A 26,319-nucleotide genomic window follows, 5' to 3' on the forward strand; every position below is an offset into this window, starting at 1 on the left:
TGATGGCAGCTGAAGTCACAGGCGCATCGAAAAGGCTTCAGGACCAGGGCGATGTGACAGAACGACTGGCCTTGATCGAACGGGTTGATCTGCAACCGGGTTCCCTGACGGTGCGGCTGGACAAGGCAATGCTTGCTGACCGCCTTGGCGGCAGTCCGGAGCAGATCAATCTGGCTGAACTGAAAATCGAAGCTCCATTCCAGATGCGTCGGCGTGGCGTGGAATTGAAACTGCATCTCGGAGAACCACCGGCAGTGATCGACAGAACGCTGGTGCAGAACATCATGAAGGGACGCAACTGGTTGGCAATGGTCATCTCGGGCAAGACCTTTTCAGAGATTGCCGATGTCGAAGGTGTCTCGAAACGCCGTGTACAGGACGTGGTCAACCTGGCGTTGCTCTCGCCCGATGTTCTTGACGACATCGCCGCTGGTGAACAGCCCGATGGCCTCACCACGGACTACCTAATCAAGGCCCGCTTCTCGGCGGTCTGGTCAGAACAGCGCGAACAGTTCTCCACTCTCTGAAGCTCCACATCCCAAACTCGTACCGCCGGAATCGCAAACAGAGACTGCGGCCTGAAATCAGCCCGGTTCGTGCTCAGGATCGAGTCTCTGCTGAAATCCCCGTCTGCCAAGCGCCCGAAAACACGCGACAATTGCGCGGGAAACTTTCAGCGTCCAAGAACAGGAAAGTGTGTGGCTGGGGTGGTAGGATTCGAACCTACGGTACACTGTACCAAAAACAGTTGCCTTACCACTTGGCTACACCCCAGCAGTGCGCGCTTAACTAGCCAAAGCTCAAACCCGGTGCAACCCAAAATTTGACCTCTTTCAAAGAATTCTATGCATCGACCGTTTCATTGTCCAACAGATCGCCATACCAGCTTGCGCGGCGGTCCTGCTCGCCCCTATTTCCATACGGATCGCAGCACTTGCATCCTTGCAACCTGCGCGGCGCTCACATCACCGGGGATGACGTTTATAGCTGCTGGTCATAGGCTCCGATGCCGGGAACCTGCCGAATGAATGCATCAAATGACTGAAATAGTTGGTGCAGATCGTCGCGGCTGGTCATGCTTTCGCAAACCACAACAAGCGTCGGTGTGTTGGACGACGCGCGGGCCAGCGCCCATGCGCCATCCGCGAATTGAAGGCGCACGCCATTGATCGTCGACAGGCCAGTGATCTTGCGCCCGCCGATGTCACCCCTGTCTGCCAAAAGCTGCGCGGCGATGCTGGACAGTGTGGCAACCCGTTCATACTTAATGTCGTCTGCACAGTCTGCGGACATGGTTGGGGACGTCCAGCTGGCAGGCAGGTTCGCAACCATATCAGCCAAGGAGCGGGCTGGATGCGCTGCCATCATCTGGCAAATGGCCAAAGCGGCGCGCAAACCGCAATCATAGCCACGACCTTGATCCTTGCCGAAAAAGTAATGCCCTGATTTTTCAAATCCGGCATCCGCACGCAGCTCGTGCACGCGCTTTTTCATATGGCTATGGCCGGTTTTCCAATATTCCACCGATGCCCCATGGGCGCTCAGCACAGGATCGGTAGCAAAAAGACCGGTAGACTTGATGTCCACCACGAAACGCGCATCCGGCGTTTTGCGGGCGATGTCGCGCGCCAACAAAAGTCCGATCTTGTCTGCAAACACTTCCTGCCCCAGATGGTCCACCACCCCACACCGGTCCCCGTCACCGTCCAAACCGATGGCCATATCCGCACCTGTCTCGCGCACAGCTTGCGCCATATCTTCAAGCATTTCCAACGCTTCAGGATTGGGATTGTAATGCGGAAATGACGTGTCGAGCGCCGTATGCCGCTCGATCACGTCAACTCCCAGGCGGCGCAACATCTCGGGCGCAAACGCGCCTGCTGTACCATTGCCCGTAGCGCACACCACACGAAGCCTGCGCTTCAGCGCTCCGCCTGCCGTCAGATCATTCAAATATGCCTGCTTCACCCCCTGAACGTGACACAGCGTGCCTTCCGGTCGCTTCGACCATTTGCGTGATTGCCAGATTTCACGCAGCTCCTGCATGTCGCCGGGGCCATGCGTGCCGGGGGGGTAGAACCCCAGTTTCACCCCGGTCCAGCCGTTGGGATTGTGACTGGCCGTGATCATCGCCACAGAATCAATGCCCAGATGATCGCGCGCAAAATAGGCCATGGGGGTCAGGCAAAGACCGATATCATGCACAGTGATGCCGGCTGCCACCAACCCTTTGCACAGCGCCTCTTTCACGCTTTGGGAATAGCTGCGACTGTCATGACCCACGATGATCTGCGGGCACACACCACGCGTCTGCATTTGCGTGCCGATCGCTTGACCGACCTCGGCCAGCCCGGGCAGATCCACCTCGTCGGGGAACCGCCAGCGGGCATCGTATTCACGAAACCCCTTCGGGTCGACATGACCTGCCATAGTCAGGAGGCCCCTTGAACTATCACCCGCATATGCCCGTCACGACGACACTTGTTCGCGCAGGATCGAGGCTGTCAGCGAGGCCATCAGATAGATCCCTGCAAAGATCAGGAACGCCAGGATCGTGTTTTCAAATGCCCGCGGATAGGTCGGTTCATCCGGGGCCACAGGGCGCACACCCAGCTCCAGATAGCGGGTTTGCTTGTTGGCCTCGATGCGTGCACTTTCCAACTGCTGCAAGGCCTGCTGCATCAGGATCGTGCGCGTTTCCAGGTTGGTCTGTGCAATCCGCAACTGACCGCTGATCGAGGCGAGCGACCCGTTTTCGCCGCCCGCTTCTGTCAGTTTTGCGCGCAGTTCTGCAATCAGGGTTTCCAGTCGGGAAATGTCGCCCCGCGCGCCATCCACGCGCGCTTTATTGGGTCGGCTGTTGTCCAGAAGCTGCTGCAATGTCAGGCGTTTTTCCTGCAACTGCACTTCGAATGTGTTGATCTGTGACATGAGCGAAGACGCATCTGACGTCGCATCGAACACGCCCATTTCCTCTTGCAGGCTCAACACTTTGGCCTGCGCATCAAGCATCTCTTGCTCGGCCTCTTCATAGCTGTCGCGAGAGCCCTTCATCTGGTCTTCACGCAGACGCTGGGTCAGATTGTCCACCCGTTCTTCCGCATATGAAATCAACGCTTCAGAGAAGACCGCGCTGGCGGCAGGCGTGGCGGCGACCACTTCCATTTTCACAATGCCTTCGGTCGGGTCAAACCCGATCTTCACGTTCTTTTTGTAAAGCTTATAGGCCTGTTCGTTGGTCGCCCCCTCTTCAAGCCGCTGCACCACGTCGATCGATGGATCGGCAAAATGCGCCTTGTAGCCATGATCCGTATCCAGCCGCAGCATCGCATCGCGCGAGGTCAGATAGCTTTGCACGGTGATGCTGTCCTGCGAGGTTGCAAACCCGGACCCGGCCAGCAATCCGCCGGCCCCTCCGACCCCGCTGCTATCGGCCTTCTGGATCACAAACTCAGCCTTTGTGGCATACATCGGCGTGGCCACATTATAGTAATAATAGCCCGCAAGCAGCGTTGGCAGCCCGACGAAAAACGCGAGCCGCATCATCAGCATCACCATCTTGTGACGCCGGCGGCGGGCGATATCCTGCTGAATCTCGATCACCGAACGCGCGCGTTCGGCCGCATCCATCACCTGATTGGACGGCAGTTTCGGTTGTTCGACGGTTTGAGGCAGCTGCACAGGCGCCGCCTGCCCTTCGGTTTCGGCACCTTCCGCCGTCACCAGCTCCAGCATATTGGTGCGTTTGAACGGATCTATCCCCGCTTTGCGCAACTGGCGAACAGCGTCGAAATCAGACACGGCCGCAATGCCATGCTTCTGTGCAACGCGCCGCGCCATGCGCAGTTGACGGCCCGTCAGACCTTCGCGGCGGATCGCATCAATCTCTTGCTCGGCCGACACTTCAGCGGCGCTGTCAACCGCACCAGACCGCGCAGAGGCGCCTGCCGTGGCAAACCCTTCCTGCGGAAACCCATCTTCCTGCGGGGCGGCGGCGGCGGCCTCCATCGGGTTCATCGCACGTTTGCGAGGCGGACGTGTTGACGCCCCCTGCCCCTGAACAAGGCGCTGAACAGACGCTTCGGTTGCATCGGCTGCTGCTGCGCCCTGCGGCTGCGCTGCGGCACCAGCCCCCGCACCGGCAGAGCGGCGAATTCTGAATTTCTTAGCCTTGGGTTTGGTAGTCATAGAGACGTTTCGCTTCTTCCAAAGTGTCGAATTTGTAGAACTGCCCATCCATCAGAACAGCCGCCGATCGGCAGAATTTCTCAAGCGTCTGAGCCTGGTGCGAGACCACGATCACAGTCGCATCTTTCAAACGTTCCTGCAGCACATTGCCCGCTTTTCGGTTGAACTCTGCATCCGTGGTCTGCGGCATGCCTTCGTCGATCAGGTAGATATCAAAATCCAGCGCCAGGAGCAGCGAAAAGGTGAACCGTGACCGCATGCCCGCCGAATAGGTGCCAACCGGGAAATCATAGTATTCTTCCAGCCCGCAAAGCCAGCGCGTGAACGCCTCGATATAATCCGGGTCCAGACCGTAAAGCTGCGCCACGTAGCGCGCGTTTTCCTTGGCCGACAATTTGGGCAACACGCCGCCCATGAAGCCCAGCGGGAACGAGACACGGCAATTGCGCTTAATCTCACCTTCATCCGGCTTCTCAAGCCCGGCCATCATGTTCACCAGCGTGGTCTTGCCGGTGCCGTTGGGGGCCAGCACACCAAGCGAATTGCCCAGCTCCACACGAAACGACGCCTGATCAAGAATGACCTTGCGCTGTTTGCCCGTCCAGAAGGACTTGCTGACATTGTTGAACTCGAGCATCTCAGGCCCCGGCTACTCTTATTTGCCTCTACGCTCTTAAACGAGCTTTGTTAACTTTGACTATAGAGGCTTATTTGGGCGTCATTATGTCGGATGACACCTGAAATATACAACAATTTGCTGGAAAATCAGGGGGAAATGGGGCGGATTGGCCGCATTTCCCCCGTCTTTATTGATGCGCAGCCGAAAACAATGCGCGGATTCGCACGTATTAAGCGCTGTTTTGTTTCTCGACCTTGAACAGTTTTCCGGCAATGAAGCTCAGGAATACTGCGCCGAAGCTAAAGAGCGCACCCATTTTTGCAGCATCCTGAACCGGGCCCGGCGCAAAGGCGACCGAGGCCACGAAGAGCGACACGGTAAAGCCAATGGCCGCCACAAAACCGACCACGATCAGGTCAACGGTCCGCATCCCAGCCGGCAGGCCCAGCCGCATCGGACCAGCCGCCAGCCAGCCCATGAACAGGATGCCCACAGGCTTGCCGATGATCAGACCGGCCAAGACCAGCCATGTGGCTTCCGAGATGGCGCCAAATTCCACACCGGCATTCAGAAGTCCGAAGAAGAACAACACAATATCAACCGGAATGGCCAAGGAGTGCTCCATCTGGTTCAGCGTGTCGGTCAGGTATTTTTCAGCTTCCGAGAAGATGCCGAAGGCGCGATCCGCATGCGGGATCGCCGGGATCACCGGAAGCAGGCCCAGCGCTGGGTGAATGCCCGCCTGCGCAAAGCCGAACCAGCTCAGGCAGCCGGCAATGGCATAGGGCATCCAGCCCAGTTTCTTGCGTACAAAGGTTGAATGTCTGCGCAGTTGGTCGCCCCGGTCCCTGCGGCGGGGCAGCCAGTTGAAAAGAACATAAGCCAAAACCGATGCGGCGACCGACAGAAGCAACCATTCCGGCGCCAGTTCACCCGACGGGTAGAAAATCGCCAGAATGATCAGGCCAGCCGCATCATCCGCGATGGCCAGCAAAAGCAGGAAGCGCACAGCAGGGTGGCCTGCGCCAAAGACCAGACGGCCCACAAGATAGCTGAAGGCAATGTCGGTGGCCGTCGGGATCGCCCAACCGCGCGACACGGCATCAAAGGTCGAAGAGCCGAGGAAATAGGCAATGCCAAGGTATACGGCGATCGGTCCCAGCATACCGCCTGCGGTGGCCACCAGCGGGGTGGCCGCTTTCTTGCCGCGCAGAGAGCCGTTCTTCAGGATCACGGCCTCCCAAACCTCTTTACCTGCGATGGCAAAGAACAGCGCCATCAGCATGTCATTGATCAGGTAATGGAAGGTCACGACTTTCTCGACATCACCGTATTCAAAGTGATGCACGGCCTCGCCATAGGCCTTTTCCCAATAGCCGACATCCAGACCGATCCAGCTGTTGAAGAACAGCGGGTATTCCACAAAGTGGTGGTAGGAATGTGGATCGATATTTGCCCAGATCAGCGCCAGCACGGCGCCGCTGATCAGAAGAATCGAGTAGGTGGTGATGAAATTCCACACGCGATACATGCGTAAGCCCCGTCGTTGTCACGTTTTTTGCAAACAGTCGCGTCCCGGCCCGTTTGGGACAGGATGCCACGGTTCACGCGTTCCGTGTCGAAATAGTGCAATTGCCCGAAAACGACAATGGGGACAGGTCGGACCCTGCCCCCATTGCGATCAATCTTTGTCGGATCAGGCGATCAGGCTCCAGCCCACACCGGCCACAACGGCGCCAACCACGGCGATGCCCAGATAGGCAGCAAATACCCGCGGTTTGACCAGCGCCCAGACTGCCACGGCGGCCGGGATACAGCTGACGCCACCTGCGATGACAAAGGACATGGCCGCACCGTTCGACATGCCCTGCGCCAAAAGCGCATCGACCATTGGCACGGCGGCGTATCCGTTCAGATAGGCCGGTGCGCCCACGATGGCACCAAGGATGATCGGCCACAGACCCGCGCCGCCCAGCACCTGCGCCACCATATCGGCAGGAATGTAACGCAGCATCAGTGCTTCGATCATATAGGCCAGAAGCAGCCATTTCCCGAGGAAGAACAGGTTCTCAAGCGCGGCCTCGCGAAACGCATCGCGCCGGTGAGCTTCCGTCCAGAACCGCCAGTTCACCTGCCCAGAGTAGACATCCGCCCCGGATCCCGAACAGCAGCTGGAGCTGCCGCAGGATTGCACGGGCGCGTTTTTCAACGGGTCCACAAACAACGCAGTCTTGGCAAAAGCGCGCACGGTGAAGCCGCCCAACAGGCCGATAGAGACAGCCGCGACCAGTTTCGCCGTGGCAAACCCCGTGCCCAGCGTGCCTGCGGTGATGGCAAACATCGCAGGGTCCATCAGGGGCGATGACAGCCAGAACGCCATGACCGCCGATAAAGGTGCACCCACGGCCAGCATGGCGGCGATGAAGGGGATGACCTCGCACGAACAAAAGGGCGACAGCCCGCCCACAAGGGCTGCGATCACGATCATGCGCGTCTCGCGCCCTTCAAAAGCCCGCGCCAGCAGGTTCTCGGCCCCGGTCGCTTTCAAAAGCGCCACGGCCAGAATGGCAAAAAGGATGAAGGGCGCAGTGTGGCCCAGCGCGGTCAGGGCAAATGTGATCATCGGCCAGACTTCAGCCGGGTCAAACAGGGCCAGCACAATCGGGATCAGCACGATCACCGCCCAGGCCTTGTCGATCTTCCACCGTTTCGCAGGCGGTTGCGTTTGCACTGTGTCAGCCATGGTTGTGACCCTTTCCATCCGGGCAATCGGCGCAGCATTCGGACAAGAGGTAATCCGACAACGCGCGCATCACGTCATATTCGGCCGCCGCGCAGATGATCGAGCGGCCCTGTTTTTCCTGCGTCACCAGACCGGCGGCAGCGAGGATTTTCATGTGGTGGGTCAAGGTAGACCCACTGACCCCGCATCGTTCGCCCAGCGCCCCGATGGTCAGGCCTTCGGGGCCCGCGCGCACAAGGGTACGCAGAACGCTGAGGCGGTGTTCCGACCCAAGGGCCGCAAATTGCGAGGCAAAGACGTCAAGGTCTTGCGGAGAGGGAGATTCGTGTTTCATATTTCTAGAAATATCGAAATGTCAGCTCAACGCAAGCTATATTTCGACAATAATCGAAATATTGAACCCTGCCCCGCACGCGCTTACCCTGCCGCCATGACCCTTCAAGATGATATCTCGGCCTGCCGGCTGTGTGCGGATCGCTTTGCCGCCACCCAAACGGCGCATACCCCGCGCCCGGTGGTCTGGTTTCACGCCCGCGCCCGGCTGCGCATCATCGGACAGGCACCGGGCATGCGTGTGCACCAGTCCGGGCGGCCCTTCGATGACCCGTCTGGCGACCGGCTGCGCGACTGGATGGGAGTGGATCACGACACGTTTTATAACCGCGATCTGATCGCAATCACGCCCATGGGGTTTTGCTTTCCCGGTTATGACGCGAAGAAAGCCGACCTGCCGCCACCAAAGCTTTGCGCTCAGACATGGGCCGACCGAGTGGATGATGCGCTGAGCCCCGAGCTGACCCTGATCGTTGGCAGCTATGCGCAGGCCCGCCATCTGGGTCGGGGCAAGGGTGTAACGCAAACGGTCAGAGATTGGCGCGCCCATGCGCCGCGCCTCTTTCCCTTGCCTCATCCGTCCTGGCGCAATACGGGTTGGCTGAAGAAAAATCCGTGGTTCGAGGCCGATCTGCTGCCCGAACTGCGCGCGCGCATACGCGACGTGCTGACCACCTGACCCAAACGGGGACCAAGATGACCGAGACGACCAAGCTGGACGATGCCCACGCCCTTATGCAGGCCAACCTTGAAGACGACGCAGCGCGGCTTCGTTTCTATGAACGGCTTGCGGATGGAGAACTGTTCCTGCTGCTCGCCAAAGAGGCCGAGGGCGACGACATCGAACCCGAAATCTTCGAACTGGATGACGCCAGCTATGTGCTGGTTTTCGACCGCGAAGAACGGCTGGCCGAGTTTGTCGGCAAGCCTGCCCCCTATGCCGCCCTGCCGGGCCGCGTGATTGCCGCCACGTTGGCGGGCGAAGACATCGGTCTGGGGGTCAATCTAGGCGTCGCGCCCTCGTCGATCCTGATCCCCGCCGAAGCCATGGAATGGCTGTCGGACACGCTGAAATCCGGCCCGCAAGAGGTCGAGGCGCGCGTGGCCGAAATCCACCCGCCCGCCGTGCCCGAAGCCCTTTTGGCCGCACTGGATGCCAAACTCGCCAGCGCCGGCGGGTTGGCCACCCACGCCTGCCTGGCTGCTGTCACCTATGCCGACGGGCGCAAGGGGCATCTTCTGGGGTTCATTGACCCGGTTCAGGGTGCCGAACCTGCGCTGGCGGGGGCCGCGAACGAAGCGCTGACATTCTCGGGTCTGGATGCGGGCGAAATGGATGTGGGGTTCTTTGCCTCAGGCGATCAGATCGCCGGAAAGCTTGCAGCGCTTGGTCTTCGCTTTGACCTGCCCGCGCCTGCCACCCCCGAACGACTGGCCCCGGTGACGCCCGGGACGGACCCCGAAAAACCGCCCATCCTGAAGTGACCAGATAAAAAGGCGCAAGACATCCCTGCCCGCGCCTTTCACAGCACCAACTGCGCCGTGCCTATTTCTTCGCTTCCAAGGCGTCCAGACGGGCCTTCAAAGCCTCGTTTTCTTCCCGCGCCTTCTGCGCCATTGCGCGCACGGCGTCAAATTCCTCACGCGTGACGAAATCGCGATCCGCCAGCCAGCGATCCATCCAGCTTTTCATCGCGGTCTCGGCTTCGTCCTTGGCGCCCTGTGCCACGCCCATCGCATTGGTCATCAGCTGCGACATATCATCGAGTATCTTGTTGCGGGTCTGCATTGGCGGCTCCTTGCTTGTTGGCCTCTATATGGGCGTTCATCGCGCAAGAGACAAGGTTGACTTGCCCCGGCTTTGAGGGTCAGGAAGACGCATGTTGATGGCAATCCCCTTCCCCGCCCTCTCGCCCGAGATCTTCTCGGTTGAAATTGGCAGCTTCACCTTTGCCCTGCGCTGGTATGCGCTGGGCTATCTTGTCGGCATCGCCATTGGCTGGTGGCTGATTGCCCGCGCGCTGGCACGGCCCGCGCTCTGGGCAGGTGATCCGCCGATGACGCGGACGCAGTTGGATGACCTTGCCACATGGATCATCGTGGGCATCATCGCAGGCGGGCGATTGGGCTTCGTCCTGTTCTATCAGCCAGAGCACTATCTGGCTTATCCGCTTGATATTCCAAAAGTCTGGCAGGGCGGAATGTCCTTTCACGGCGGCTTTCTGGGGGTGATCGCGTCTGTCTGGCTCTATACCCGCCGCCACGGCTTGCCCACCAGTCAAGTCGCGGATCTGCTGGCCATCGCCGCACCCATCGGGATTGGGCTGGTGCGGGTGACGAACTTCATCAATGCCGAATTGTGGGGCCGCCCGACCGAGGCGCCTTGGGGCGTAATATTCCCCGGCGATGCCGCGCAGTTCTGCCCCGGTTGGGACGCCGCCCTTGGCGCCTGCGCCCGCCACCCCAGCCAGCTTTACGAAGCGGCGCTGGAAGGGCTTCTTCTGGCCAGCGTGCTTTTGTATCTTGCGTTCCGGCGCGGCTGGCTGAAACGACCGGGTCATCTGACGGGCCTGTTCTTTCTGGGCTATGGGCTGGCGCGTTTCACCGTAGAGTTCTTCCGCCAAGCCGACGCCCAATTCATTACCCAAGACAACCCATGGGGCCATGTGATCCGCGCCGGAGAGCTGGGGCTGACCATGGGCCAGACGCTGACCCTGCCGATGATTGCCATCGGCATTGTGACCCTCATCTGGGCAAGCCGAAGACCAACATGACCACCCTCATCGACCTGATAAAAACCCGCATTGCGACCACAGGCCCGCTGTCTGTGGCAGACTATATGACCGACTGCCTGATGCATCCAGATCATGGCTACTACGCCACGCGCGACCCTTTGGGCGCCAAGGGCGATTTCACCACAGCACCCGAGATCAGTCAGATGTTTGGCGAGATGCTGGGGCTTTGTATTGCGCAAGCCTGGCTGGATCAGGGCGCCCCCAGCCCGTTCACTTTGGCCGAGCTTGGCCCCGGCCGCGGCACGCTGATGGCGGACATATTGCGCGCCACACGCGCGGTGCCCGGGTTTCACGCGGCGGCAGACCTTCATATGGTCGAAGCCTCGCCGGTCCTACGCGCGGCCCAGACCCGCGCGCTTGCCCCGCACACACTCACCCATCATGACACCGCGAACACCCTGCCGGACGGGCCGCTCTATCTGGTGGCCAACGAGTTTTTCGACGCACTGCCCATCCGTCAGTTCATCCGCGAAGGCGAAATGTGGCGCGAACGGCAGGTTGGGTTGAAGGACGGCGCGCTTGCCTTTGGCCTTGGCACCCCGGCCCCCGTCCCTGCCCTGTCGCACCGGCTCGCAGACACGCGCGACGGGGATCTGGTCGAACTTTGCCCCGCTGCCGCCCCTGTCATGGGCGAGATTGCCGCGCGCATTCAGACCCATGGCGGGGTCGCATTGATCATCGACTATGGCGACTGGCACTCGCTGGGCGACACGCTGCAAGCGCTGAAAGATCACGCACCCGCGCGCGCGCTGGACACCCCCGGCGAGGCTGACCTGACCGCGCATGTGGATTTCGAGGCGCTGGCCTGCGCAGCCGCCCCCCTTACCCCGCATCTTCTGACCCCGCAGGGCGTGTTCTTGGAACGTCTGGGCATCACCGGGCGGGCACAGGCGCTTGCGACCAAACTGTCGGGTGCAACGCTGGACAGTCACATCGCCGCGCACCGCCGCTTGACGCACCCCGATGAAATGGGGACGCTCTTCAAAGTGCTGGGGCTGACTCGCGCGGATGCGCCCGACCTGCCCGGCCTGACCCGAAACCACCAAGGGGCCAACCCCGCATGACGCTAGACATCATCACGTCCGACGCCCTGTCGCCGCTCACACACGGGTTCTTCACCCGAAAGGGCGGGGCCTCGTCCGGCGTTTATGCCGGGCTGAATTGCGGCACGGGAAGCAAAGATCAGGCCGAACTGGTGCAGATCAACCGCGACCGCGTGGCGCAGGCGATGGGGGTCGGGAAAGATCAGCTTTGCGGTGTTTATCAAGTGCACTCGCCCGATGTGGTGGTGCTGGACAGCCCCATCGAAGGCGACAAACCCCATGCCGACGCCGTGGTGACGGCGACGCCGGGGCTGGCCCTGACGATCCTGACGGCAGACTGCCAGCCGATCCTGTTTGCCGATCCTAGCGCAGGTGTGATCGGCGCAGCCCATGCAGGCTGGAAAGGCGCCATCACCGGGGTGATCGACGCAACCGTGGCCGCCATGGTCAAACTGGGCGCCACGCCAGAAGGCATCACCGCGGTGATCGGCCCAACCATCAGCCGCGACGCCTATGAGGTTGGCCCGGAGTTTCAGGACACCTTCATCGCACAAGATCCCGGTCATGATCGGTTTTTCACCCCCGGCAAAGGGGATCGCGTGCAATTCGACCTGCCCGCATTCGGCCTGCACTGCCTGAATGCGGCAGGCGTCGATCGGGCGCATTGGGTGGGACACTGCACCTATTCGGACCCCGAGAGATTCTATTCCTATCGTCGCAGCTGCCACCGCGAAGAACCGGATTACGGCCGTTTGATCTCGGCCATTCGGCTTTAGGCCATCGCGGGGCCTGTTCCTGCCCCAATTCTGCCCTGATACGCGTCGACCTATTCGGCATGCGCCTGAAAACAAAGGGCGACGACCCGCATTGTCCACCACCGCGCGACAATCCGTCGATTTTCCTAAAATTTCACATACCTGCCCAAGAGCTGCCCCAATCGGCCTCTAGTTTCATCCTTAACGAAAGAACAAGCCGCCCCGAACGGGCCGAGCAGACAAGGATAAACAAGATGAAACGCCGCTGGATGAATTGGATTGTCGAGGCCGACGCAGACACCTCAGCCCTGCCCTTCACGCGCACCAACCGCAAAAAACGCGCGGCCAAAAAGGCCGCGTAACAGGTTACCATTTTCGGTTCGGGCGAGGTTCCATTTCCTCCCCCCTTTCTGGCACCTGCCTGCCCGGACCAAGGAAAAAGCCGCCCCGGATTTATCCGTGGGCGGCTTTTCAATGTTCAAAGCATGGGCGGCCTCAGGGCGTCTCTTCCATGCGCGCTTCCAGCACGTCAAACGGCACGCCTGGATCATCCTTGGCCCCCCGAATGACCAGCGAAGTTTTCACCGAGGCCACATTCTCGGCCGAGGTTAGCTCTTCGGTCAGGAAAGTCTGGAAAGTGGACAGATCGGGCGCCACACATTTCAGCACAAAATCCACCTCGCCATTCAGCATGTGGCATTCGCGCACAAGCGACCAGCTGCGGCATTGTTCCTCGAAGGCGGATAGATCGGCTTCGGCCTGGCTGACCAGCCCGACCATGGCAAACACCTGAACCTCAAAGCCCAGCGCGCGCGCATCCACATCCGCATGATAGCCGCGGATCAGCCCGCTTTCTTCCAATGTGCGCACCCGACGCAGGCAAGGTGGCGCAGAAATCCCAACCCGCTTGGCCAGTTCAACATTGGTCATGCGCCCATCCGCCTGCAATTCGGCCAGAATCTTGCGGTCGATGGGATCAAGTTTGCTTGCGGACATGTTTCGCCTTCCAAGAGGGGTGCCGCCGCGACAAAGCGCGGATACATGGAAATTGCGCAGAGAGTATCTGTGGGCGGAGGATTGCGCAACATTCTTTCGCAGTCGCGCAACATCATTTCTCTGAAAGGGTGCCAAACCGGGTTGCCGCTTCATACAAGCCCGTTTGCATACGGGCTTTCAATGCAGGCCACGCGGGCTTATATGCGACGCAACGACGATATGCATCCCAAACGTTCAAGGAATTTCCCATGACCGATACCCGCCATACCAAAGTCCTGATCATCGGCTCCGGCCCGGCTGGCTATACCGCAGGCGTTTACGCGTCGCGCGCGCTGTTGGAACCGATTCTTGTGCAAGGGATGGAACCGGGCGGGCAGCTGACCACAACCACCGAGGTCGAAAACTACCCCAGCTTTGTCGACATTCAAGGCCCTGAGCTGATGATGAAGATGGAAGAACACGCCCGCGCCATGGGCACCGAGGTCATCGGCGACATTATCATCGATCTGGACATCTCGAAGCGCCCCTTTGTGGCAAAGGGTGACAGCGGCACGACCTATACGGCGGATGCGGTCATTCTGGCCACCGGCGCCCGCGCCAAATGGCTGGGGCTCGAGAGCGAAGAGAAGTTCAAGGGCTTTGGCGTTTCGGCCTGTGCGACCTGCGACGGGTTCTTCTATCGCGGCGAAGAGATTGTTGTTGTGGGCGGCGGCAACACCGCGGTCGAGGAGGCTCTGTTCCTGACCAAGTTTGCATCGAAAGTGACGCTGATCCATCGTCGCGACACGCTGCGCGCGGAAAAGATCCTGATCGACCGGTTGATGAAAAACGAGAAGATCGTACCCCTGTGGGATCACACTTTGGAAGAGGTTGTGGGCGACGAAAACCCGCTGGGCGTGACCGGCGTGCGCGCCAAACATGTCGAGACCGGCGAGATCACCGAGATCCCGGCCAAAGGCGTCTTCATCGCCATCGGCCACGCGCCCGCAAACGAATTGGTGAAGGACACGCTGGACACCCATATGGGCGGCTATGTTGTGACCAAACCGGATTCGACCGCCACCTCGGTCCCCGGCGTTTTTGCCGCGGGCGACCTGACAGACCACAAATACCGCCAGGCGGTCACCTCAGCAGGCATGGGCTGCATGGCTGCTCTGGAGGCCGAACACTTCCTGGCTGAACAGGAGTAACAGCCACCACCGGCCAGCTCTGAACCCGCCCCGTTGCATCGCCGCAACGCGGCGGGTTTTCTGTTTTTAACCATAGAAATTCCTTTTCTTGGCGCGCGATCCGTGCAATGCGTTCACGCGTGAACACACTTTGAGTCGTAAACATGTCGTCACCCGTGACAAAACCCAATCCAGACGAGGAAGAGCAGCTCTTTCGCCTTCTGCGCCAGCTCGATGCGGCGCCAGAGGCGTCACAGCGCGCGACAGCCTCGGCCATTGGGATATCATTGGGGCGGCTGAATGCGCTTTTGCGCATGGCCACGGATGCGGGACTGGTGTCAATCACCGACCGTGACGGGCCAGACAAACGCCAGCGGTTTGCCTATTCGTTGACCGCAAAAGGCGGCGCGGAAAAACGGCGGCTCACTGATATTTTTCTCGCCCGCAAGCTTGCTGAATATGATGCATTGCACGCGGAACTAACCGGCACCACCAGCGGCATGGTTCCGCTTAAACACAGGACCAATCTTATGGAAAACAACCTCGCGCCCATCCCAGAGCTTTATGTCAGCCATGAAAGCGCATTAAAGCTGAAAGTCGAAGCGGCAGACCTGACCAGCCACGATCTGAGCCCGCGCCAGATCTGCGACCTTGAGCTTTTGATGAACGGCGGCTTCAACCCGCTGAAAGGTTTCCTGACCGAAGAAGATTATGACGGCGTTGTCGAAAACATGCGCCTGGCCGACGGCACCCTGTGGCCGATGCCGATCACGCTGGACGTGTCGGAAGACTTCGCGAGCTCAATCGAGCTGGGCCAGGACATCGCCCTGCGCGATCAGGAAGGCGTGATCCTTGCCACCATGACCGTGACCGACCGCTGGGAGCCGAACAAATCGCGCGAAGCCGAGAAGGTTTTCGGCGCCGATGACGACGCCCACCCGGCCGTGAACTATCTGCACAATCAGGCTGGCAAAATCTATCTGGGCGGCCCTGTGGTCGGCATCCAGCAGCCCGTGCACTATGATTTCCGCGCCCGTCGCGACACGCCCAACGAGCTGCGCTCCTATTTCCGCAAGCTGGGCTGGCGCAAGATTGTCGCCTTCCAGACCCGCAACCCGCTGCACCGCGCGCACCAGGAACTGACCTTCCGCGCCGCGAAAGAAGCACAGGCCAACCTCTTAATCCATCCGGTTGTCGGCATGACCAAGCCGGGCGACGTGGACCACTTCACCCGCGTGCGCTGCTACGAGGCCGTTCTGGACAAATACCCGGCATCGACCACCACTATGTCGCTTCTGAACCTTGCCATGCGCATGGCTGGCCCGCGTGAAGCCGTCTGGCACGGTCTGATCCGCGCCAACCACGGCTGCACCCACTTCATCGTGGGCCGCGACCATGCTGGCCCCGGCAAGAACTCGGCTGGTGAAGACTTCTACGGCCCCTATGACGCACAGGAACTCTACCGTGCGCACCAGTCGGAAATCGGCTGTGAAATGGTCGACTTCAAGCACATGGTCTATGTGCAGGAACGTGCGCAATACGAACCCAATGACGAGATCAAGGATCGCGACGACGTCACCATCCTGAACATCTCGGGCACCGAGCTGCGCCGCCGTCTGGCCGAGGGTCTTGAGATTCCCGAGTGGTTCTCGTTCCCCGAAGTGGTCAAGGAGTTGCGCCGCACCAAACCGCCGCGCGCCAAGCAAGGCTTCACCGTGTTCTTCACCGGCTTCTCGGGTTCGGGCAAGTCGACCATCGCCAACGCGCTGATGGTGAAGCTGATGGAACAGGGCGGTCGCCCCGTGACGCTTCTGGATGGCGACATCGTGCGTAAAAACCTGTCCAGCGAGCTTGGCTTCTCGAAAGAGCACCGTGACCTGAACATCCGCCGCATCGGCTATGTGGCCTCCGAGATCACCAAGAACGGCGGCATTGCCATCTGTGCGCCCATCGCGCCTTATGCCACCACCCGCCGCGCGGTTCGTGAAGACATCGAAGCCTTCGGTGCTTTCGTGGAAGTGCATGTCGCCACCTCGATCGAGGAATGCGAACGCCGTGACCGCAAGGGCCTTTATAAGCTGGCGCGCGAAGGCAAGATCAAAGAGTTCACCGGCATCTCGGACCCCTATGACGTGCCCGTGAACCCGGAACTGTCGGTCGAGACCGAAAACGTGGACGTCGACAACTGCGCCCACCAGGTTCTCTTGAAACTGGAAAGCATGGGGCTGGTCAAAGCGTAACGCCCGACCAGAAGAACAAGCAAAAGCCCGGAGGCAGACCTCCGGGCTTTTTCATTTGGGGTTCACTTTGAAGGCAAAATTCTGACAGGCCGGCAAAGCGACCTTGCAGGGATCAGTGAAGCGCCAGCGGCGACAGGTTGTTTTCACGCGCCAGCAGGAAGGCCAGATCACGATCTGCGACCAAAGCCAGCTGCTCTCCATCTTCACGATGCACCGCATAAAGAAGCCCGGCATCGCCAACCTGGGCGCGGGCCTCGTCCTGCACTTCAATCGGCAAATCGGAAATCGGCACAGGCTTTACGTAGACGAAATCGCCCGCCTGCATGTCCATCATCGGATGTTTGAAATCCATGCCCTCACCCTTTCCTGATCTCGATCTTTTGCACAACCTGCTCGGGCTCGGCCCGCGCCAGATCGATATGCAAAAGACCATTTTCGGTTTTCGCGCCCGTCACCTCAACCCCATCGGCCAGCACGAAGCTTTTCATAAACTGACGCGCGGCAATGCCCCGGTGCAAAAACACGCTCTCTTCGCCGGTGTCGCTTTGTGCGCCACGGATCACAAGCTTGGCGTTTTCGACGGTGATTGACAGGTCGTCATCGGCAAATCCCGCCACCGCAAGCGTGATGCGATAGGCGGTGTCGGACACCTGTTCAATGTTGAAAGGGGGGTAGCCATCTTTGCCGGTTTTCGCGGCCTGTTCGACCATGCGTTCCAGCTGCTCGAACCCAAGCAGAAAGGGATGCGTTCCCAAGCTCATCTTCGTCATCGACACGTCCTTGAATAAGCGACACGTTGGCGCGACCCCGACACCGGCGGTCACCTGTGAAATATGGGGGCGCCCGCGGGCAGTTACAAGCCCGGCTTTTGCTTGGTGATTCCGCCTGCTTGGCGTTAGGATGGGGCACCTCTCACGAAGAACGACTCGCAAACATGAGCAATGCCAAAGAGATGAAGACCGACGATGTGCTCCGGGTGGAGCTGGAGGTCTTCCGCGCCGAACATCGCGACCTTGATGACGCCATCCATGCGCTTGAGGAAAGCGGGCGGGCTGATCAGCTGCGCCTGCGCCGCCTGAAGAAGCAAAAATTGGCCCTGAAGGACAAAATTGCCCGGATCGAGGACAAACTGACCCCTGATATCATCGCCTGATTGCAACGCAGCATTGCATCGGGGGGCGCGAAGCCTGTAAGCAGGCGCCAACGTAAGCCTTGGACGCGAGGACAGCATGACAGATGTGAAAGTCGGGATCATCATGGGCAGCCAGTCAGACTGGCCCACGATGAAAGAAGCCGCAGATATTCTGGACGAATTGGGCATTGCCTATGAAACCAAGATCGTCTCGGCCCACCGCACGCCGGACCGCCTGTGGGACTATGGCAAGACGGCCGCGGATCGCGGGCTTCACGTGATCATCGCAGGCGCCGGCGGGGCCGCACATCTGCCCGGCATGATGGCGTCGAAAACCCGCGTGCCTGTCGTCGGCGTACCGGTGCAAACCCGCGCCCTGTCTGGCGTGGACAGCCTCTACTCCATCGTGCAGATGCCCAAAGGCTTCCCCGTGGCCACCATGGCCATCGGTTCGGCGGGGGCCGCCAATGCGGGCCTGATGGCCGCTGGCATTCTGGCTGTGTCAGACGCGGCTTTGGCCGAAAAGCTGGACGCATGGCGCGACGCTTTGTCAGCCTCGATCCCGGATGAGCCTTCCGATGACTGAGGTGTTGAACAAACCCCTTAACACCGGCGCCACCATTGGCATTCTGGGCGGCGGCCAATTGGGCCGGATGCTGTCGGTTGCAGCCTCCCGTCTGGGCTTCAAAACCCACATCTTTGAACCGGGTGCCAATCCGCCCGCTGGGCAAGTGGCTGATCAGGTCACAACGGCTGGCTATGACGACCATGCTGCGCTTGAGGCATTTGCTGGGTCGGTCGATGTCATCACCTATGAGTTTGAGAACATCCCGACCGAGGCTTTGGACGTGCTCGAAGCCCACAAGCCCATCCGCCCCGGCCGCGAAGCCCTGCGCGTCAGCCAGGACCGCCTGACCGAGAAAGACTTCCTGTCTGGCTTGGGTCTGCAAGTGGCCCCTTACGCCAATATTGAAAGCGCTGCAGACCTCACCGCCGCGATGGACACAATCGGCGCGCCGTCGATCCTGAAAACCCGCCGCTTTGGCTATGACGGCAAAGGGCAGGCGCGGATCATGGCCCCAGAAGATGCCGACGCCGCCCTGGCAGACATGCAGGGCGCGCCCTCGGTTCTGGAAGGGTTCGTGGAGTTTTCACATGAGGTCAGCGTGATCGCTGCACGCGGTGCGACGGGCGAGGTCGCCTGTTTCGACCCCGGCGAAAACGTGCACAAAGATGGTATCCTCGACACCACAACGGTGCCCGCCAATCTGACGGCCGCCCAGCGCATGGATGCCGTGCTGCTGGCCGCCAACATCCTGAACGCGCTCGATTATGTCGGCGTCATGGGGGTCGAGCTATTCGTCACGCCGCAAGGGCTGATCGTGAATGAGATTGCCCCACGCGTGCACAATTCCGGCCACTGGACCCAGCAAGGCTGCACCATCGACCAGTTCGAACAGCACATCCGCGCCGTTGTCGGCTGGCCGCTGGGCGACGGGTCACGTTTTGCCGATGTCACGATGGAAAACCTTATTGGCGATGACATGGACCGGGTGCCCGACATCGCCAAAGAGGGCAACGCGTCGCTTCACCTTTATGGCAAGGCCGAAACCAAGCCCGGCCGGAAAATGGGCCATGTGAACCGGATCACGCCGAAAACCAGCTGAGCGGATGAACGGGTGGGCGGCTTGCCCAGCGCCATCGGTCCGCCCACAGGTCCAGTTTTAAAGCGTTTCCAGTTATTGCCCGATCACAGAAACAACTGGAAACGCCCATCATCCTTACATGTTGCATGGCGTTTCCACATCACGCCGTTTCAGCGTAATGTGGAAACGCTTTAAGCGAGCCGCCGGAAGGGTCTGAGAAACGCCCCCAAAACCAGTGACAGCAAAAGCCAACCGGCAACAAAGCCAATCCCGGCGCAAAGAAGCCCATCGGCCGTCACGGGTACGGCAGGGCGGAAGTCATCCCATGTTCGTTTGACCAGATCAGTGTCGCGGAAATGCCAGACCTTGGTCAGGCGCATCAGCGGTTCCGAGCCTTTCAGCGACGTGTAAGCCGCGTCCAAGCGCTCATACCGGTCGAAATTGCCCTGCATCTGGTCACGCAGATCATTCTGAAAATCGGACCCGCCCATCTTTTCCAGCGCCTCGTCGCGCGTGTAGCCGGCGGCCTTCGCTGTCAGATCAAACCCGGTGGTGATCACTTTCAATTCAGTGCGCGCACCGGACAGACGTTGCATATATTGCTGGGAAAACTCGGGAAACTGGCTCAGCGTCACGGCGCCTGCCAATCCTCCGATCATGGTCAGTGTTTTGATCATCTATCTCACCGTTCCGGTTTGTCTGGGCATAAGCTTTCAAAGCTGGCAGGACTGGTCAAGGGGAGCAAAGCCTATGCCCTCCCCTAATACGAAAACGGCGCACCCTTTGGCACGCCGTTTTTACAAATTTTACCTAAGGCTCAAAGCCCGCGCACGTGATGCGGTTCGTAAATCTTGATGACCTTGGCAATCGCGGCCTCGGGCGACAGCTCTTCGCTTTCACCGGTGCGACGGCTGGTCAGTTCGACCACCCCGTTTTTCAGACCACGCGGTCCAACGGTGATGCGCCACGGAAGACCGATCAGGTCCATAGTGGCAAACTTGCCGCCTGCGCGTTCCTTGCGGTCATCGTAAAGCGGCTCAAGCCCTGCTTTGGTCAGCTCTTTGTAAAGCGCATCGCAGGCTGCATCGGCTTCATCATCGCCCTGTTTCAGGTTCACGATGCCCACATGGAACGGCGTCACACCTTCAGGCCAGATGATTCCGTTTTCATCATGGCTGGCTTCGATGATTGCACCCAGAAGGCGGCTCACACCAATGCCATGTGATCCCATATGCACGGGCACCTGATTTTGGTCCTTGTCGACAACCTTGGCCCCCATACTTTCGGAATACTTGGTGCCGAAATAGAAGATTTGCCCCACTTCAATACCACGCGCCACGCGGCGGCGTTCTTCCGGCACCTCGTTGAACTTGGCTTCGTCATGAGTTTCATCGGTGCGGGCGTATTTCGAGGTGAACTCCTCCATCACGCCCTGACACTGCGCCACGTCATCATAGTCGATGTCACGATCCCCGAAGGTCAGGTCGGTCACCGCGCTGTCATAGAACACTTCGCTCTCGCCCGTTTCGGCCAGCACAAGGAATTCATGGGTGTCATCGCCACCAATCGGGCCACTATCGGCCCGCATCGGAATAGCCTGCAGCCCCATACGTTCATAGGTGCGCAGATAGCTGACCAGATGGCGGTTATAGGCGTGCAGCGCGTCTTCTTTGGTCAGGTCGAAATTGTAGCCGTCTTTCATGTAAAACTCGCGGCCCCGCATCACACCGAAACGCGGGCGGATTTCGTCGCGGAACTTCCACTGGATTTGATAGAGCGTCAGCGGCAGGTCTTTGTAGCTGTTTACATGGCTGCGGAAGACGTCGGTGATGACCTCTTCGTTGGTGGGGCCAAACAGCATGTCACGCCCATGGCGATCTTCGATGCGCAGCATCTCTTCGCCGTAGTCCTCATAGCGACCACTTTCGCGCCACAGGTCGGCGGGCTGGATGGTGGCCATCTGCATGGGAATGTGACCCGCGCGGATTTGTTCCTCGTGCACGATGTTTTCGATTTTACGCAGGACTTTGAAGCCAAGCGGCAACCAGGTGTAGATCCCGGCGGCTTGCTGTTTGATCATGCCAGCGCGCAGCATATAGCGGTGGCTTACGATCTGGGCTTCAGAAGGGGTTTCCTTGAGCACAGGCAGGAAATAGCGGGACAGGCGCATGTCGACCTCTGTTGGTTTATTCGTCCCAAGCGGTCTAAGCCATTGGGCTGTCCGGGGCAATCACGCATTGGCGCGATCAGATCGACCCGCCCATACTGACCTTCAGCTTGGTTTCACTATGGGGCGCGGCCGTGCCGTTTTTATACACCACACCCGCCCCGGCCTCGCCCGACAGGGTGATCCCGGGCTTGCGCGGTTCATATTGATGGCCTTCGCATCCCGCCAAGATCAGCGCTGCGAGCAAGAGCCCGCCGGTGAAAATCCCCTTATGTGACATGGCCCAATATCCTTTCGCCTTTGCGCCGCATTGAAGCCCCACCCACGGCAACTGACAAGCCGATCAGGACAAAACAAGCGCAATCCTGCCGCCCCAAACTCCGAGAACCTCTTGAAAAGCCCGCATGTCTGGGCGACATAAGAGGCATTCAAAAAGGAAACTCCATGGCCCTGCCCGTTCAGACACAAGCAAAATACTGGTCCATCGCGATCGCCATTTTCGCTTTGGCCCTGTGGTATCTGGGCGATGTGATCATGCCCTTCATTCTGGGTGGCGCCATCGCCTATTTTCTTGATCCGGTCGCGGATCGTCTTGAAAACATGGGGCTTTCCCGTGTCTTGGCGACCGTTCTGATCTCGATCCTGGCGATCATCGTCTTCATCCTGGCCTTCCTTTTGGTGGTGCCCACGTTGGTGTCACAAGCCATTGCGCTGGCCGACGCCGCCCCCGGCTTGTTCTCTGAACTGCAGAACTTTCTGACAGAGCGCTTCCCGGCCCTGATGGATGCCAATTCCACCTTGCGCCAGTCGCTCGACGGGTTGGGACAAAAAATTCAGGAACGCGGCGGCGAGCTTGTCGGCACGCTTCTAAGCTCGGCCATGGGTGTGATCAACGTGGTGATCTTGCTGGTTGTCACCCCGGTTGTCGCTTTCTACCTGCTTTTGGATTGGGACCGGATGGTTGAACAGATTGACCGGCTTTTGCCGCTCGATCACAAAACCGAGATTCGTCAGATCGCCGGCAATATCGACAAAACACTCGCCAGCTTCATCCGCGGCCAAGGGTCGGTCTGCATCGTGTTGGGCACTTACTATGCGGTGGCGTTGATGCTGGTTGGGCTGCAATTTGGCCTCGTGGTTGGCTTCATCGCTGGCCTGATCACCTTCATCCCCTATGTGGGCGCCCTTGTGGGCGGCGCGTTGGCCATCGGATTGGGCGTGTTCCAGTTCTGGGGCGAATGGTGGAGCCTTGGGGCCGTCGCTGTCATCTTCGCGGTGGGACAGTTCTTCGAAGGCAATATTCTGACCCCCAAACTGGTGGGCAGCTCGGTTGGCCTGCACCCGGTCTGGCTGATGTTTGCCCTGTCCGTTTTTGGATCTCTGTTCGGTTTTGTCGGCATGCTGGTCGCGGTGCCCGTGGCCGCGTCATTGGGCGTGGTGGCCCGTTTCTTCATCGCCAAATACCAAACCGGGCGCCTCTATCAGGGCATGGCCGGTCGCAGCATCATCGACGAAAACACAGCTGACTGATGGCACAACAACTGACCTTTGACCTGCCTGCACGCGCAGCGCAGGGCTTGGATGACTTCCTGGTCACCCCCTCGAACGCAGCGGCCATGGCCGCCATTGAAGCCTGGCAAGACTGGCCCAACCGCAAACTTGTTCTGGCCGGAGAGACCGGCACCGGCAAAACACATCTGGCACATGTCTGGGCCCATCTTTCAGGCGCCCGGATCATCCCGGCCACCACCCTGCCCGATCAACAGATCGACCGTTTCGCAGGGGGCTCGGTGGTGTTGGAAGACGCCGAGCGCATCGCGGGCAACCGCCCGGCAGAAAACGCGCTTTTTCATCTTCACAACCTCGTTCTGGCCGAAGGCGGCGCGCTTTTGATCACCGCAGCAACGGCCCCGTCGCGCTGGGGCCTGACCCTGCCCGACCTGAAAAGCCGGATGGAGGGCACAACACTGGCCCGACTGGACGCGCCCGATGACATGCTGTTATCCGCCGTGCTGGTGAAGCTTTTTGACGACCGGCAACTGGCCGTGCCTGCCAATCTGATCGACTATCTGCTGCCGCGTATGGAACGGTCACTGGCCGAAGCCGCCCGCCTTGTCGACCAGCTTGACCGCGCCGCCCTGAGCGAAAACCGCGCGCTGACACGCCGACTGGCAGCCCGCGTGCTGGACAAAACACCGGATGACGGGGCATAACGTCACCTTCTCATTACAAATTGGCGCGATAGAGTGCGGCTATGAACACATCCAACACCCCATCCGTGCCCTTGGCGGATTTTCTGGCCTCGGATTTTCCGACACCCGCCAGTTTGCCCGATGACAACGTCGCCGGTCCCAAACGGTTCTTCAATCGCGAACTTAGCTGGCTGGGCTTCAACTGGCGTGTGCTGGAAGAGGCCGAGAACACCCGTGTGCCGCTTTTGGAAAGGCTGCGGTTCCTGTCCATTTCGGCCACCAATCTGGACGAGTTTTACACGGTGCGCGTTGCTGGCCTGCGCGAGTTGGTGCGCGAAGGTGTCTCAACCCCCGCGGCAGACGGTCTCAGCCCCTCCGAGCAGTTGAAGCTGATCGACAGCGACGCCCGCGCCTTGATGGCGCGCCAGCAATTGGTTTTTGAAACCCTCTCCTCCGACATGCGCGCGCAGGGCATCATCATTGCCCGCCGTGACGACCTGACCGATGCCGACCGCACCCATCTGGATCAGGTCTTTTTGTCACGGGTCTTTCCTGTGCTGTCGCCGCTGGCCATCGACCCGGCGCACCCGTTCCCCTTCATCCCAAACACGGGCTATTCGCTGGCGCTGCAGCTGGAACGAAAATCCGACAAGCAAAAGCTGAAAGCGCTTTTGCCGATCCCGCAACAGATCGACCGCTTCGTGCCCCTGCCTGCGGATGACGGCCAGTTCCGCTTTCTGCCTCTGGAAGACCTGCTGCTTGAACATCTCGGATCGCTTTTTCCCGGCTATGTCGAGAAAGGCAACTGTGCCTTCCGCATCCTGCGCGACAGTGATCTGGAGGTCGAGGACGAGGCCGAGGACCTTGTGCGCGAATTTGAAACGGCCCTGAAACGACGCCGCCGTGGCGAAGTGGTGCGGATGAAAATCACCTCGGGCGCCCCGTCTGCCCTGATGTCGATGATCAAGCGTGAACTGCGCGTGTCCGGCGATGAAATCGTCGAGGTCGACGGCATGATCGGCATGGCCGATCTGGGCGAGCTGGTCCTGAAGGACCGCCCCGACCTTCTGTGGCCCAGCTTCACCCCGCGCGTACCCGAACGCGTGCAGGACCACGAAGGCGACATGTTCGCGGCGATCCGCCAAAAGGACATGCTGCTGCACCACCCCTATGAAACCTTCGACATGGTGGTGCGGTTTCTGCATCAGGCTGCGCGTGATCCAAATGTGGTGGCGATCAAGCAAACGCTTTATCGCACCTCGCATGACAGCCCGATCGTGAAAGCGCTGTGCGAAGCCGCCGAGGACGGCAAATCCGTCACCGCGCTGGTCGAGCTGAAAGCCCGCTTTGACGAGGCCGCCAACATTCGCCAATCACGCCGTCTGGAACGCGCGGGCGCTCATGTGGTTTACGGCTTCATCAACTACAAGACACACGCCAAAATCTCGACCGTGGTGCGGCGTGAAGGCGACGAGCTGGTGACATATACCCACTATGGCACCGGCAATTACCACCCGATCACCGCGCGCATTTATACCGACCTTAGCCTGTTCACCTGTGACACGGCTTTGGGGCGCGATGCCACGCGGGTCTTCAATTACCTGTCGGGCTACGCCGAACCGCAAAGCCTTGAGAACCTTGCAATCTCGCCGCTCGATTTGAAGTCCACCCTGATCAAACGGATCGAGGCGGAAGCCGCATTTGCCCGCGATGGCAAGCCTGCCGAGATCTGGGCCAAGATGAATTCACTGGTCGAACCCGATGTGATCGACGCGCTTTACAAAGCGTCTCAGGCCGGGGTGAAAATCAGCCTTGTGGTGCGTGGCATCTGCGGGCTTCGCCCCGGCATCAAAGGCCTGTCCGAAAACATCCGCGTGAAATCCATCGTGGGCCGTTTTCTGGAGCATTCGCGCATCGTCTGCTTTGGCAACGGCCACGGCTTACCCGCCAAGAAAGCCAAGGTCTACATGTCCTCGGCCGACTGGATGGGGCGCAATCTGAACCGTCGCGTCGAAACGCTGGTCGAGATCAGAAACGCCACCGTGAAAGCCCAGATCGTCAGCCAGATCATGGCCGCCAACCTTGCCGATGTGGCGCAAAGCTGGGTCATGGGGGCGGATGGAAAGTTTACCCGCGCAGATTTGGACAGCATCGAACACCCGTTCAACTGCCACCGCTTTTTCATGGAAAACCCTTCGCTGTCCGGGCGCGGATCGGCGGGGGCATCTGATGTACCGGAATTGACTCATTCGCAAGATTGAATGGGGCAGCGGCGGCGGCTAGGCTGTCGGTGCGAAAGGG

The 26,319-nt window shown here is 59.8% G+C and carries 27 protein-coding genes and 1 tRNA gene; 14 read left to right on the forward strand and 14 right to left on the reverse strand.

All coding sequences use genetic code 11. From position 1 onward, the window contains the following. Window positions 1–2 precede the first annotated feature (2 nt). Window positions 3–527, forward strand: a complete 525-nt coding sequence (locus tag ACRY08_RS07320) for a hypothetical protein (RefSeq protein ID WP_432449251.1) — start codon at window positions 3–5, stop codon at window positions 525–527. A 172-nt stretch (window positions 528–699) separates the two neighbouring features. On the opposite strand, the gene ACRY08_RS07325 is transcribed toward ACRY08_RS07320, so the two are convergent. The 7 genes from ACRY08_RS07325 to ACRY08_RS07355 form a co-directional block, all read right to left on the reverse strand. Next, a tRNA-Gln gene (locus tag ACRY08_RS07325) sits at window positions 700–774 on the reverse strand. 207 nt (window positions 775–981) lie between these two features. Continuing rightward, on the reverse strand, window positions 982–2,430 hold the full coding sequence (locus ACRY08_RS07330) for a phosphomannomutase/phosphoglucomutase (protein ID WP_432449252.1): 1,449 nt from the start codon (window positions 2,428–2,430) through the stop codon (window positions 982–984). A gap of 39 nt (window positions 2,431–2,469) precedes the next feature. After that, a complete protein-coding gene (locus ACRY08_RS07335) occupies window positions 2,470–4,188 on the reverse strand; it encodes a capsule biosynthesis protein (protein ID WP_432449254.1) in 1,719 nt (572 codons plus the stop codon). Beyond that, window positions 4,166–4,825: an ABC transporter ATP-binding protein gene (locus tag ACRY08_RS07340; RefSeq protein ID WP_432449256.1), complete on the reverse strand. Its 660-nt coding sequence runs from the start codon at window positions 4,823–4,825 to the stop codon at window positions 4,166–4,168. Before ACRY08_RS07340 ends, ACRY08_RS07335 begins: the two co-directional genes overlap by 23 nt. A 211-nt stretch (window positions 4,826–5,036) precedes the next feature. Then, complete coding sequence (locus ACRY08_RS07345; protein WP_432449257.1) at window positions 5,037–6,338, reverse strand: Na+/H+ antiporter NhaA; 1,302 nt, start codon at window positions 6,336–6,338, stop codon at window positions 5,037–5,039. A gap of 165 nt (window positions 6,339–6,503) precedes the next feature. Further along, window positions 6,504–7,550, reverse strand: a complete 1,047-nt coding sequence (locus ACRY08_RS07350) for a permease (protein WP_432449259.1) — start codon at window positions 7,548–7,550, stop codon at window positions 6,504–6,506. Then, the gene (locus tag ACRY08_RS07355) at window positions 7,543–7,884 is read right to left on the reverse strand and encodes an ArsR/SmtB family transcription factor (RefSeq protein ID WP_432449260.1); all 342 of its coding nucleotides are present in this window, start codon (window positions 7,882–7,884) and stop codon (window positions 7,543–7,545) included. Before ACRY08_RS07355 ends, ACRY08_RS07350 begins: the two co-directional genes overlap by 8 nt. A 96-nt stretch (window positions 7,885–7,980) precedes the next feature. Between ACRY08_RS07355 and ACRY08_RS07360 the strand changes: the two genes are divergently transcribed. Further along, window positions 7,981–8,562: a uracil-DNA glycosylase family protein gene (locus ACRY08_RS07360; protein ID WP_432449261.1), complete on the forward strand. Its 582-nt coding sequence runs from the start codon at window positions 7,981–7,983 to the stop codon at window positions 8,560–8,562. A gap of 17 nt (window positions 8,563–8,579) precedes the next feature. Next, window positions 8,580–9,368: an SseB family protein gene (locus tag ACRY08_RS07365; protein ID WP_432449263.1), complete on the forward strand. Its 789-nt coding sequence runs from the start codon at window positions 8,580–8,582 to the stop codon at window positions 9,366–9,368. A gap of 61 nt (window positions 9,369–9,429) precedes the next feature. Here the strand turns inward: ACRY08_RS07365 and ACRY08_RS07370 are convergent, their stop codons facing one another. Further along, window positions 9,430–9,672 (reverse strand): accessory factor UbiK family protein, encoded by a 243-nt coding sequence (locus ACRY08_RS07370; RefSeq protein ID WP_432449264.1) that lies wholly within the window; start codon window positions 9,670–9,672, stop codon window positions 9,430–9,432. Window positions 9,673–9,763: 91 nt separating this feature from the next. Between ACRY08_RS07370 and lgt the strand changes: the two genes are divergently transcribed. From lgt to pgeF, 3 genes are read left to right on the forward strand one after another with little or no spacing between them, the layout of a single operon-like run. Beyond that, entirely contained in the window at window positions 9,764–10,657 is an 894-nt protein-coding gene (gene lgt / locus ACRY08_RS07375) for a prolipoprotein diacylglyceryl transferase (RefSeq protein ID WP_432449265.1), read from the forward strand. Then, window positions 10,654–11,742, forward strand: coding sequence for a class I SAM-dependent methyltransferase (locus ACRY08_RS07380; protein ID WP_432449266.1), 1,089 nt, complete (start codon window positions 10,654–10,656; stop codon window positions 11,740–11,742). The genes lgt and ACRY08_RS07380 overlap by 4 nt, the downstream gene beginning before the upstream one ends. Then, window positions 11,739–12,497: a peptidoglycan editing factor PgeF gene (gene pgeF, locus ACRY08_RS07385; protein WP_432449267.1), complete on the forward strand. Its 759-nt coding sequence runs from the start codon at window positions 11,739–11,741 to the stop codon at window positions 12,495–12,497. Before ACRY08_RS07380 ends, pgeF begins: the two co-directional genes overlap by 4 nt. A gap of 474 nt (window positions 12,498–12,971) precedes the next feature. Here the strand turns inward: pgeF and ACRY08_RS07390 are convergent, their stop codons facing one another. Next, window positions 12,972–13,472: an Lrp/AsnC family transcriptional regulator gene (locus ACRY08_RS07390; protein WP_432449268.1), complete on the reverse strand. Its 501-nt coding sequence runs from the start codon at window positions 13,470–13,472 to the stop codon at window positions 12,972–12,974. A gap of 248 nt (window positions 13,473–13,720) precedes the next feature. On the opposite strand from ACRY08_RS07390, the gene trxB reads away from it, so the two are divergent. Then, window positions 13,721–14,662, forward strand: coding sequence for a thioredoxin-disulfide reductase (gene trxB, locus ACRY08_RS07395; protein ID WP_432449269.1), 942 nt, complete (start codon window positions 13,721–13,723; stop codon window positions 14,660–14,662). A 143-nt stretch (window positions 14,663–14,805) separates the two neighbouring features. After that, on the forward strand, window positions 14,806–16,881 hold the full coding sequence (locus tag ACRY08_RS07400; protein ID WP_432449270.1) for a bifunctional sulfate adenylyltransferase/adenylylsulfate kinase: 2,076 nt from the start codon (window positions 14,806–14,808) through the stop codon (window positions 16,879–16,881). Window positions 16,882–16,993: 112 nt separating this feature from the next. Here the strand turns inward: ACRY08_RS07400 and ACRY08_RS07405 are convergent, their stop codons facing one another. Together ACRY08_RS07405 and ACRY08_RS07410 are read right to left on the reverse strand one after the other, a co-directional pair. After that, a complete protein-coding gene (locus ACRY08_RS07405; protein ID WP_432449271.1) occupies window positions 16,994–17,233 on the reverse strand; it encodes a DUF1150 family protein in 240 nt (79 codons plus the stop codon). A gap of 4 nt (window positions 17,234–17,237) precedes the next feature. Then, window positions 17,238–17,651: an Hsp20 family protein gene (locus ACRY08_RS07410; RefSeq protein WP_432449272.1), complete on the reverse strand. Its 414-nt coding sequence runs from the start codon at window positions 17,649–17,651 to the stop codon at window positions 17,238–17,240. Window positions 17,652–17,815: 164 nt separating this feature from the next. Here ACRY08_RS07410 and ACRY08_RS07415 point away from each other — a divergent pair, with 164 nt between their 5' ends. From ACRY08_RS07415 to ACRY08_RS07425, 3 genes are all read left to right on the forward strand, one after another. Further along, the gene (locus ACRY08_RS07415) at window positions 17,816–18,034 is read left to right on the forward strand and encodes a YdcH family protein (protein WP_432449274.1); all 219 of its coding nucleotides are present in this window, start codon (window positions 17,816–17,818) and stop codon (window positions 18,032–18,034) included. 76 nt (window positions 18,035–18,110) lie between these two features. Further along, the gene (gene purE / locus ACRY08_RS07420; protein ID WP_432449275.1) at window positions 18,111–18,599 is read left to right on the forward strand and encodes a 5-(carboxyamino)imidazole ribonucleotide mutase; all 489 of its coding nucleotides are present in this window, start codon (window positions 18,111–18,113) and stop codon (window positions 18,597–18,599) included. Beyond that, a complete protein-coding gene (locus ACRY08_RS07425; RefSeq protein ID WP_432449276.1) occupies window positions 18,592–19,680 on the forward strand; it encodes a 5-(carboxyamino)imidazole ribonucleotide synthase in 1,089 nt (362 codons plus the stop codon). The genes purE and ACRY08_RS07425 overlap by 8 nt, the downstream gene beginning before the upstream one ends. Before the next feature lie 170 nt (window positions 19,681–19,850). On the opposite strand, the gene ACRY08_RS07430 is transcribed toward ACRY08_RS07425, so the two are convergent. The 3 genes from ACRY08_RS07430 to ACRY08_RS07440 all read right to left on the reverse strand — a co-directional run bounded on the left by ACRY08_RS07430 (window position 19,851) and on the right by ACRY08_RS07440 (window position 22,106). Continuing rightward, complete coding sequence (locus tag ACRY08_RS07430) at window positions 19,851–20,336, reverse strand: DUF2937 family protein (protein ID WP_432449277.1); 486 nt, start codon at window positions 20,334–20,336, stop codon at window positions 19,851–19,853. Window positions 20,337–20,476: 140 nt separating this feature from the next. Next, window positions 20,477–21,829, reverse strand: coding sequence for a proline--tRNA ligase (gene proS, locus ACRY08_RS07435; protein ID WP_432449278.1), 1,353 nt, complete (start codon window positions 21,827–21,829; stop codon window positions 20,477–20,479). 76 nt (window positions 21,830–21,905) lie between these two features. Further along, window positions 21,906–22,106: a hypothetical protein gene (locus tag ACRY08_RS07440; protein ID WP_432449279.1), complete on the reverse strand. Its 201-nt coding sequence runs from the start codon at window positions 22,104–22,106 to the stop codon at window positions 21,906–21,908. A 164-nt stretch (window positions 22,107–22,270) separates the two neighbouring features. On the opposite strand from ACRY08_RS07440, the gene ACRY08_RS07445 reads away from it, so the two are divergent. Genes ACRY08_RS07445 through ACRY08_RS07455 form a run of 3 tightly spaced genes read left to right on the forward strand, consistent with a single transcriptional unit; the run spans window position 22,271 to window position 26,279 of the window. Beyond that, window positions 22,271–23,356, forward strand: coding sequence for an AI-2E family transporter (locus ACRY08_RS07445; RefSeq protein ID WP_432449280.1), 1,086 nt, complete (start codon window positions 22,271–22,273; stop codon window positions 23,354–23,356). Then, a complete protein-coding gene (locus ACRY08_RS07450) occupies window positions 23,356–24,039 on the forward strand; it encodes an HdaA/DnaA family protein (RefSeq protein WP_432449281.1) in 684 nt (227 codons plus the stop codon). Before ACRY08_RS07445 ends, ACRY08_RS07450 begins: the two co-directional genes overlap by 1 nt. A gap of 41 nt (window positions 24,040–24,080) precedes the next feature. Beyond that, complete coding sequence (locus ACRY08_RS07455; RefSeq protein WP_432449282.1) at window positions 24,081–26,279, forward strand: RNA degradosome polyphosphate kinase; 2,199 nt, start codon at window positions 24,081–24,083, stop codon at window positions 26,277–26,279. Window positions 26,280–26,319: the final 40 nt, after the last annotated feature.

This window comes from Aliiroseovarius marinus, from assembly GCF_050881025.1.
Lineage (GTDB): Bacteria > Pseudomonadota > Alphaproteobacteria > Rhodobacterales > Rhodobacteraceae > Aliiroseovarius > Aliiroseovarius marinus_A.

Excerpts from the sequence above, each read along its gene's own strand:
- ACRY08_RS07355 (WP_432449260.1), bottom strand. The coding sequence starts at position 7,884 with ATGAAACACGAATCTCCCTCTCCGCAAGACCTTGACGTCTTTGCCTCG.
- ACRY08_RS07320 (WP_432449251.1), top strand. The coding sequence starts at position 3 with ATGGCAGCTGAAGTCACAGGCGCATCGAAAAGGCTTCAGGACCAGGGC.
- purE (WP_432449275.1), top strand. The coding sequence starts at position 18,111 with ATGACAGATGTGAAAGTCGGGATCATCATGGGCAGCCAGTCAGACTGG.
- ACRY08_RS07340 (WP_432449256.1), bottom strand. The coding sequence starts at position 4,825 with ATGCTCGAGTTCAACAATGTCAGCAAGTCCTTCTGGACGGGCAAACAG.
- ACRY08_RS07390 (WP_432449268.1), bottom strand. The coding sequence starts at position 13,472 with ATGTCCGCAAGCAAACTTGATCCCATCGACCGCAAGATTCTGGCCGAA.
- ACRY08_RS07335 (WP_432449254.1), bottom strand. The coding sequence starts at position 4,188 with ATGACTACCAAACCCAAGGCTAAGAAATTCAGAATTCGCCGCTCTGCC.
- ACRY08_RS07445 (WP_432449280.1), top strand. The coding sequence starts at position 22,271 with ATGGCCCTGCCCGTTCAGACACAAGCAAAATACTGGTCCATCGCGATC.
- ACRY08_RS07440 (WP_432449279.1), bottom strand. The coding sequence starts at position 22,106 with ATGTCACATAAGGGGATTTTCACCGGCGGGCTCTTGCTCGCAGCGCTG.
- ACRY08_RS07410 (WP_432449272.1), bottom strand. The coding sequence starts at position 17,651 with ATGACGAAGATGAGCTTGGGAACGCATCCCTTTCTGCTTGGGTTCGAG.
- ACRY08_RS07365 (WP_432449263.1), top strand. The coding sequence starts at position 8,580 with ATGACCGAGACGACCAAGCTGGACGATGCCCACGCCCTTATGCAGGCC.
- trxB (WP_432449269.1), top strand. The coding sequence starts at position 13,721 with ATGACCGATACCCGCCATACCAAAGTCCTGATCATCGGCTCCGGCCCG.
- lgt (WP_432449265.1), top strand. The coding sequence starts at position 9,764 with ATGTTGATGGCAATCCCCTTCCCCGCCCTCTCGCCCGAGATCTTCTCG.
- ACRY08_RS07400 (WP_432449270.1), top strand. The coding sequence starts at position 14,806 with ATGTCGTCACCCGTGACAAAACCCAATCCAGACGAGGAAGAGCAGCTC.
- ACRY08_RS07450 (WP_432449281.1), top strand. The coding sequence starts at position 23,356 with ATGGCACAACAACTGACCTTTGACCTGCCTGCACGCGCAGCGCAGGGC.
- ACRY08_RS07430 (WP_432449277.1), bottom strand. The coding sequence starts at position 20,336 with ATGATCAAAACACTGACCATGATCGGAGGATTGGCAGGCGCCGTGACG.
- ACRY08_RS07455 (WP_432449282.1), top strand. The coding sequence starts at position 24,081 with ATGAACACATCCAACACCCCATCCGTGCCCTTGGCGGATTTTCTGGCC.
- ACRY08_RS07350 (WP_432449259.1), bottom strand. The coding sequence starts at position 7,550 with ATGGCTGACACAGTGCAAACGCAACCGCCTGCGAAACGGTGGAAGATC.
- ACRY08_RS07415 (WP_432449274.1), top strand. The coding sequence starts at position 17,816 with ATGAGCAATGCCAAAGAGATGAAGACCGACGATGTGCTCCGGGTGGAG.
- ACRY08_RS07345 (WP_432449257.1), bottom strand. The coding sequence starts at position 6,338 with ATGTATCGCGTGTGGAATTTCATCACCACCTACTCGATTCTTCTGATC.
- proS (WP_432449278.1), bottom strand. The coding sequence starts at position 21,829 with ATGCGCCTGTCCCGCTATTTCCTGCCTGTGCTCAAGGAAACCCCTTCT.
- ACRY08_RS07380 (WP_432449266.1), top strand. The coding sequence starts at position 10,654 with ATGACCACCCTCATCGACCTGATAAAAACCCGCATTGCGACCACAGGC.
- ACRY08_RS07360 (WP_432449261.1), top strand. The coding sequence starts at position 7,981 with ATGACCCTTCAAGATGATATCTCGGCCTGCCGGCTGTGTGCGGATCGC.
- ACRY08_RS07405 (WP_432449271.1), bottom strand. The coding sequence starts at position 17,233 with ATGGATTTCAAACATCCGATGATGGACATGCAGGCGGGCGATTTCGTC.
- pgeF (WP_432449267.1), top strand. The coding sequence starts at position 11,739 with ATGACGCTAGACATCATCACGTCCGACGCCCTGTCGCCGCTCACACAC.
- ACRY08_RS07425 (WP_432449276.1), top strand. The coding sequence starts at position 18,592 with ATGACTGAGGTGTTGAACAAACCCCTTAACACCGGCGCCACCATTGGC.
- ACRY08_RS07370 (WP_432449264.1), bottom strand. The coding sequence starts at position 9,672 with ATGCAGACCCGCAACAAGATACTCGATGATATGTCGCAGCTGATGACC.
- ACRY08_RS07330 (WP_432449252.1), bottom strand. The coding sequence starts at position 2,430 with ATGGCAGGTCATGTCGACCCGAAGGGGTTTCGTGAATACGATGCCCGC.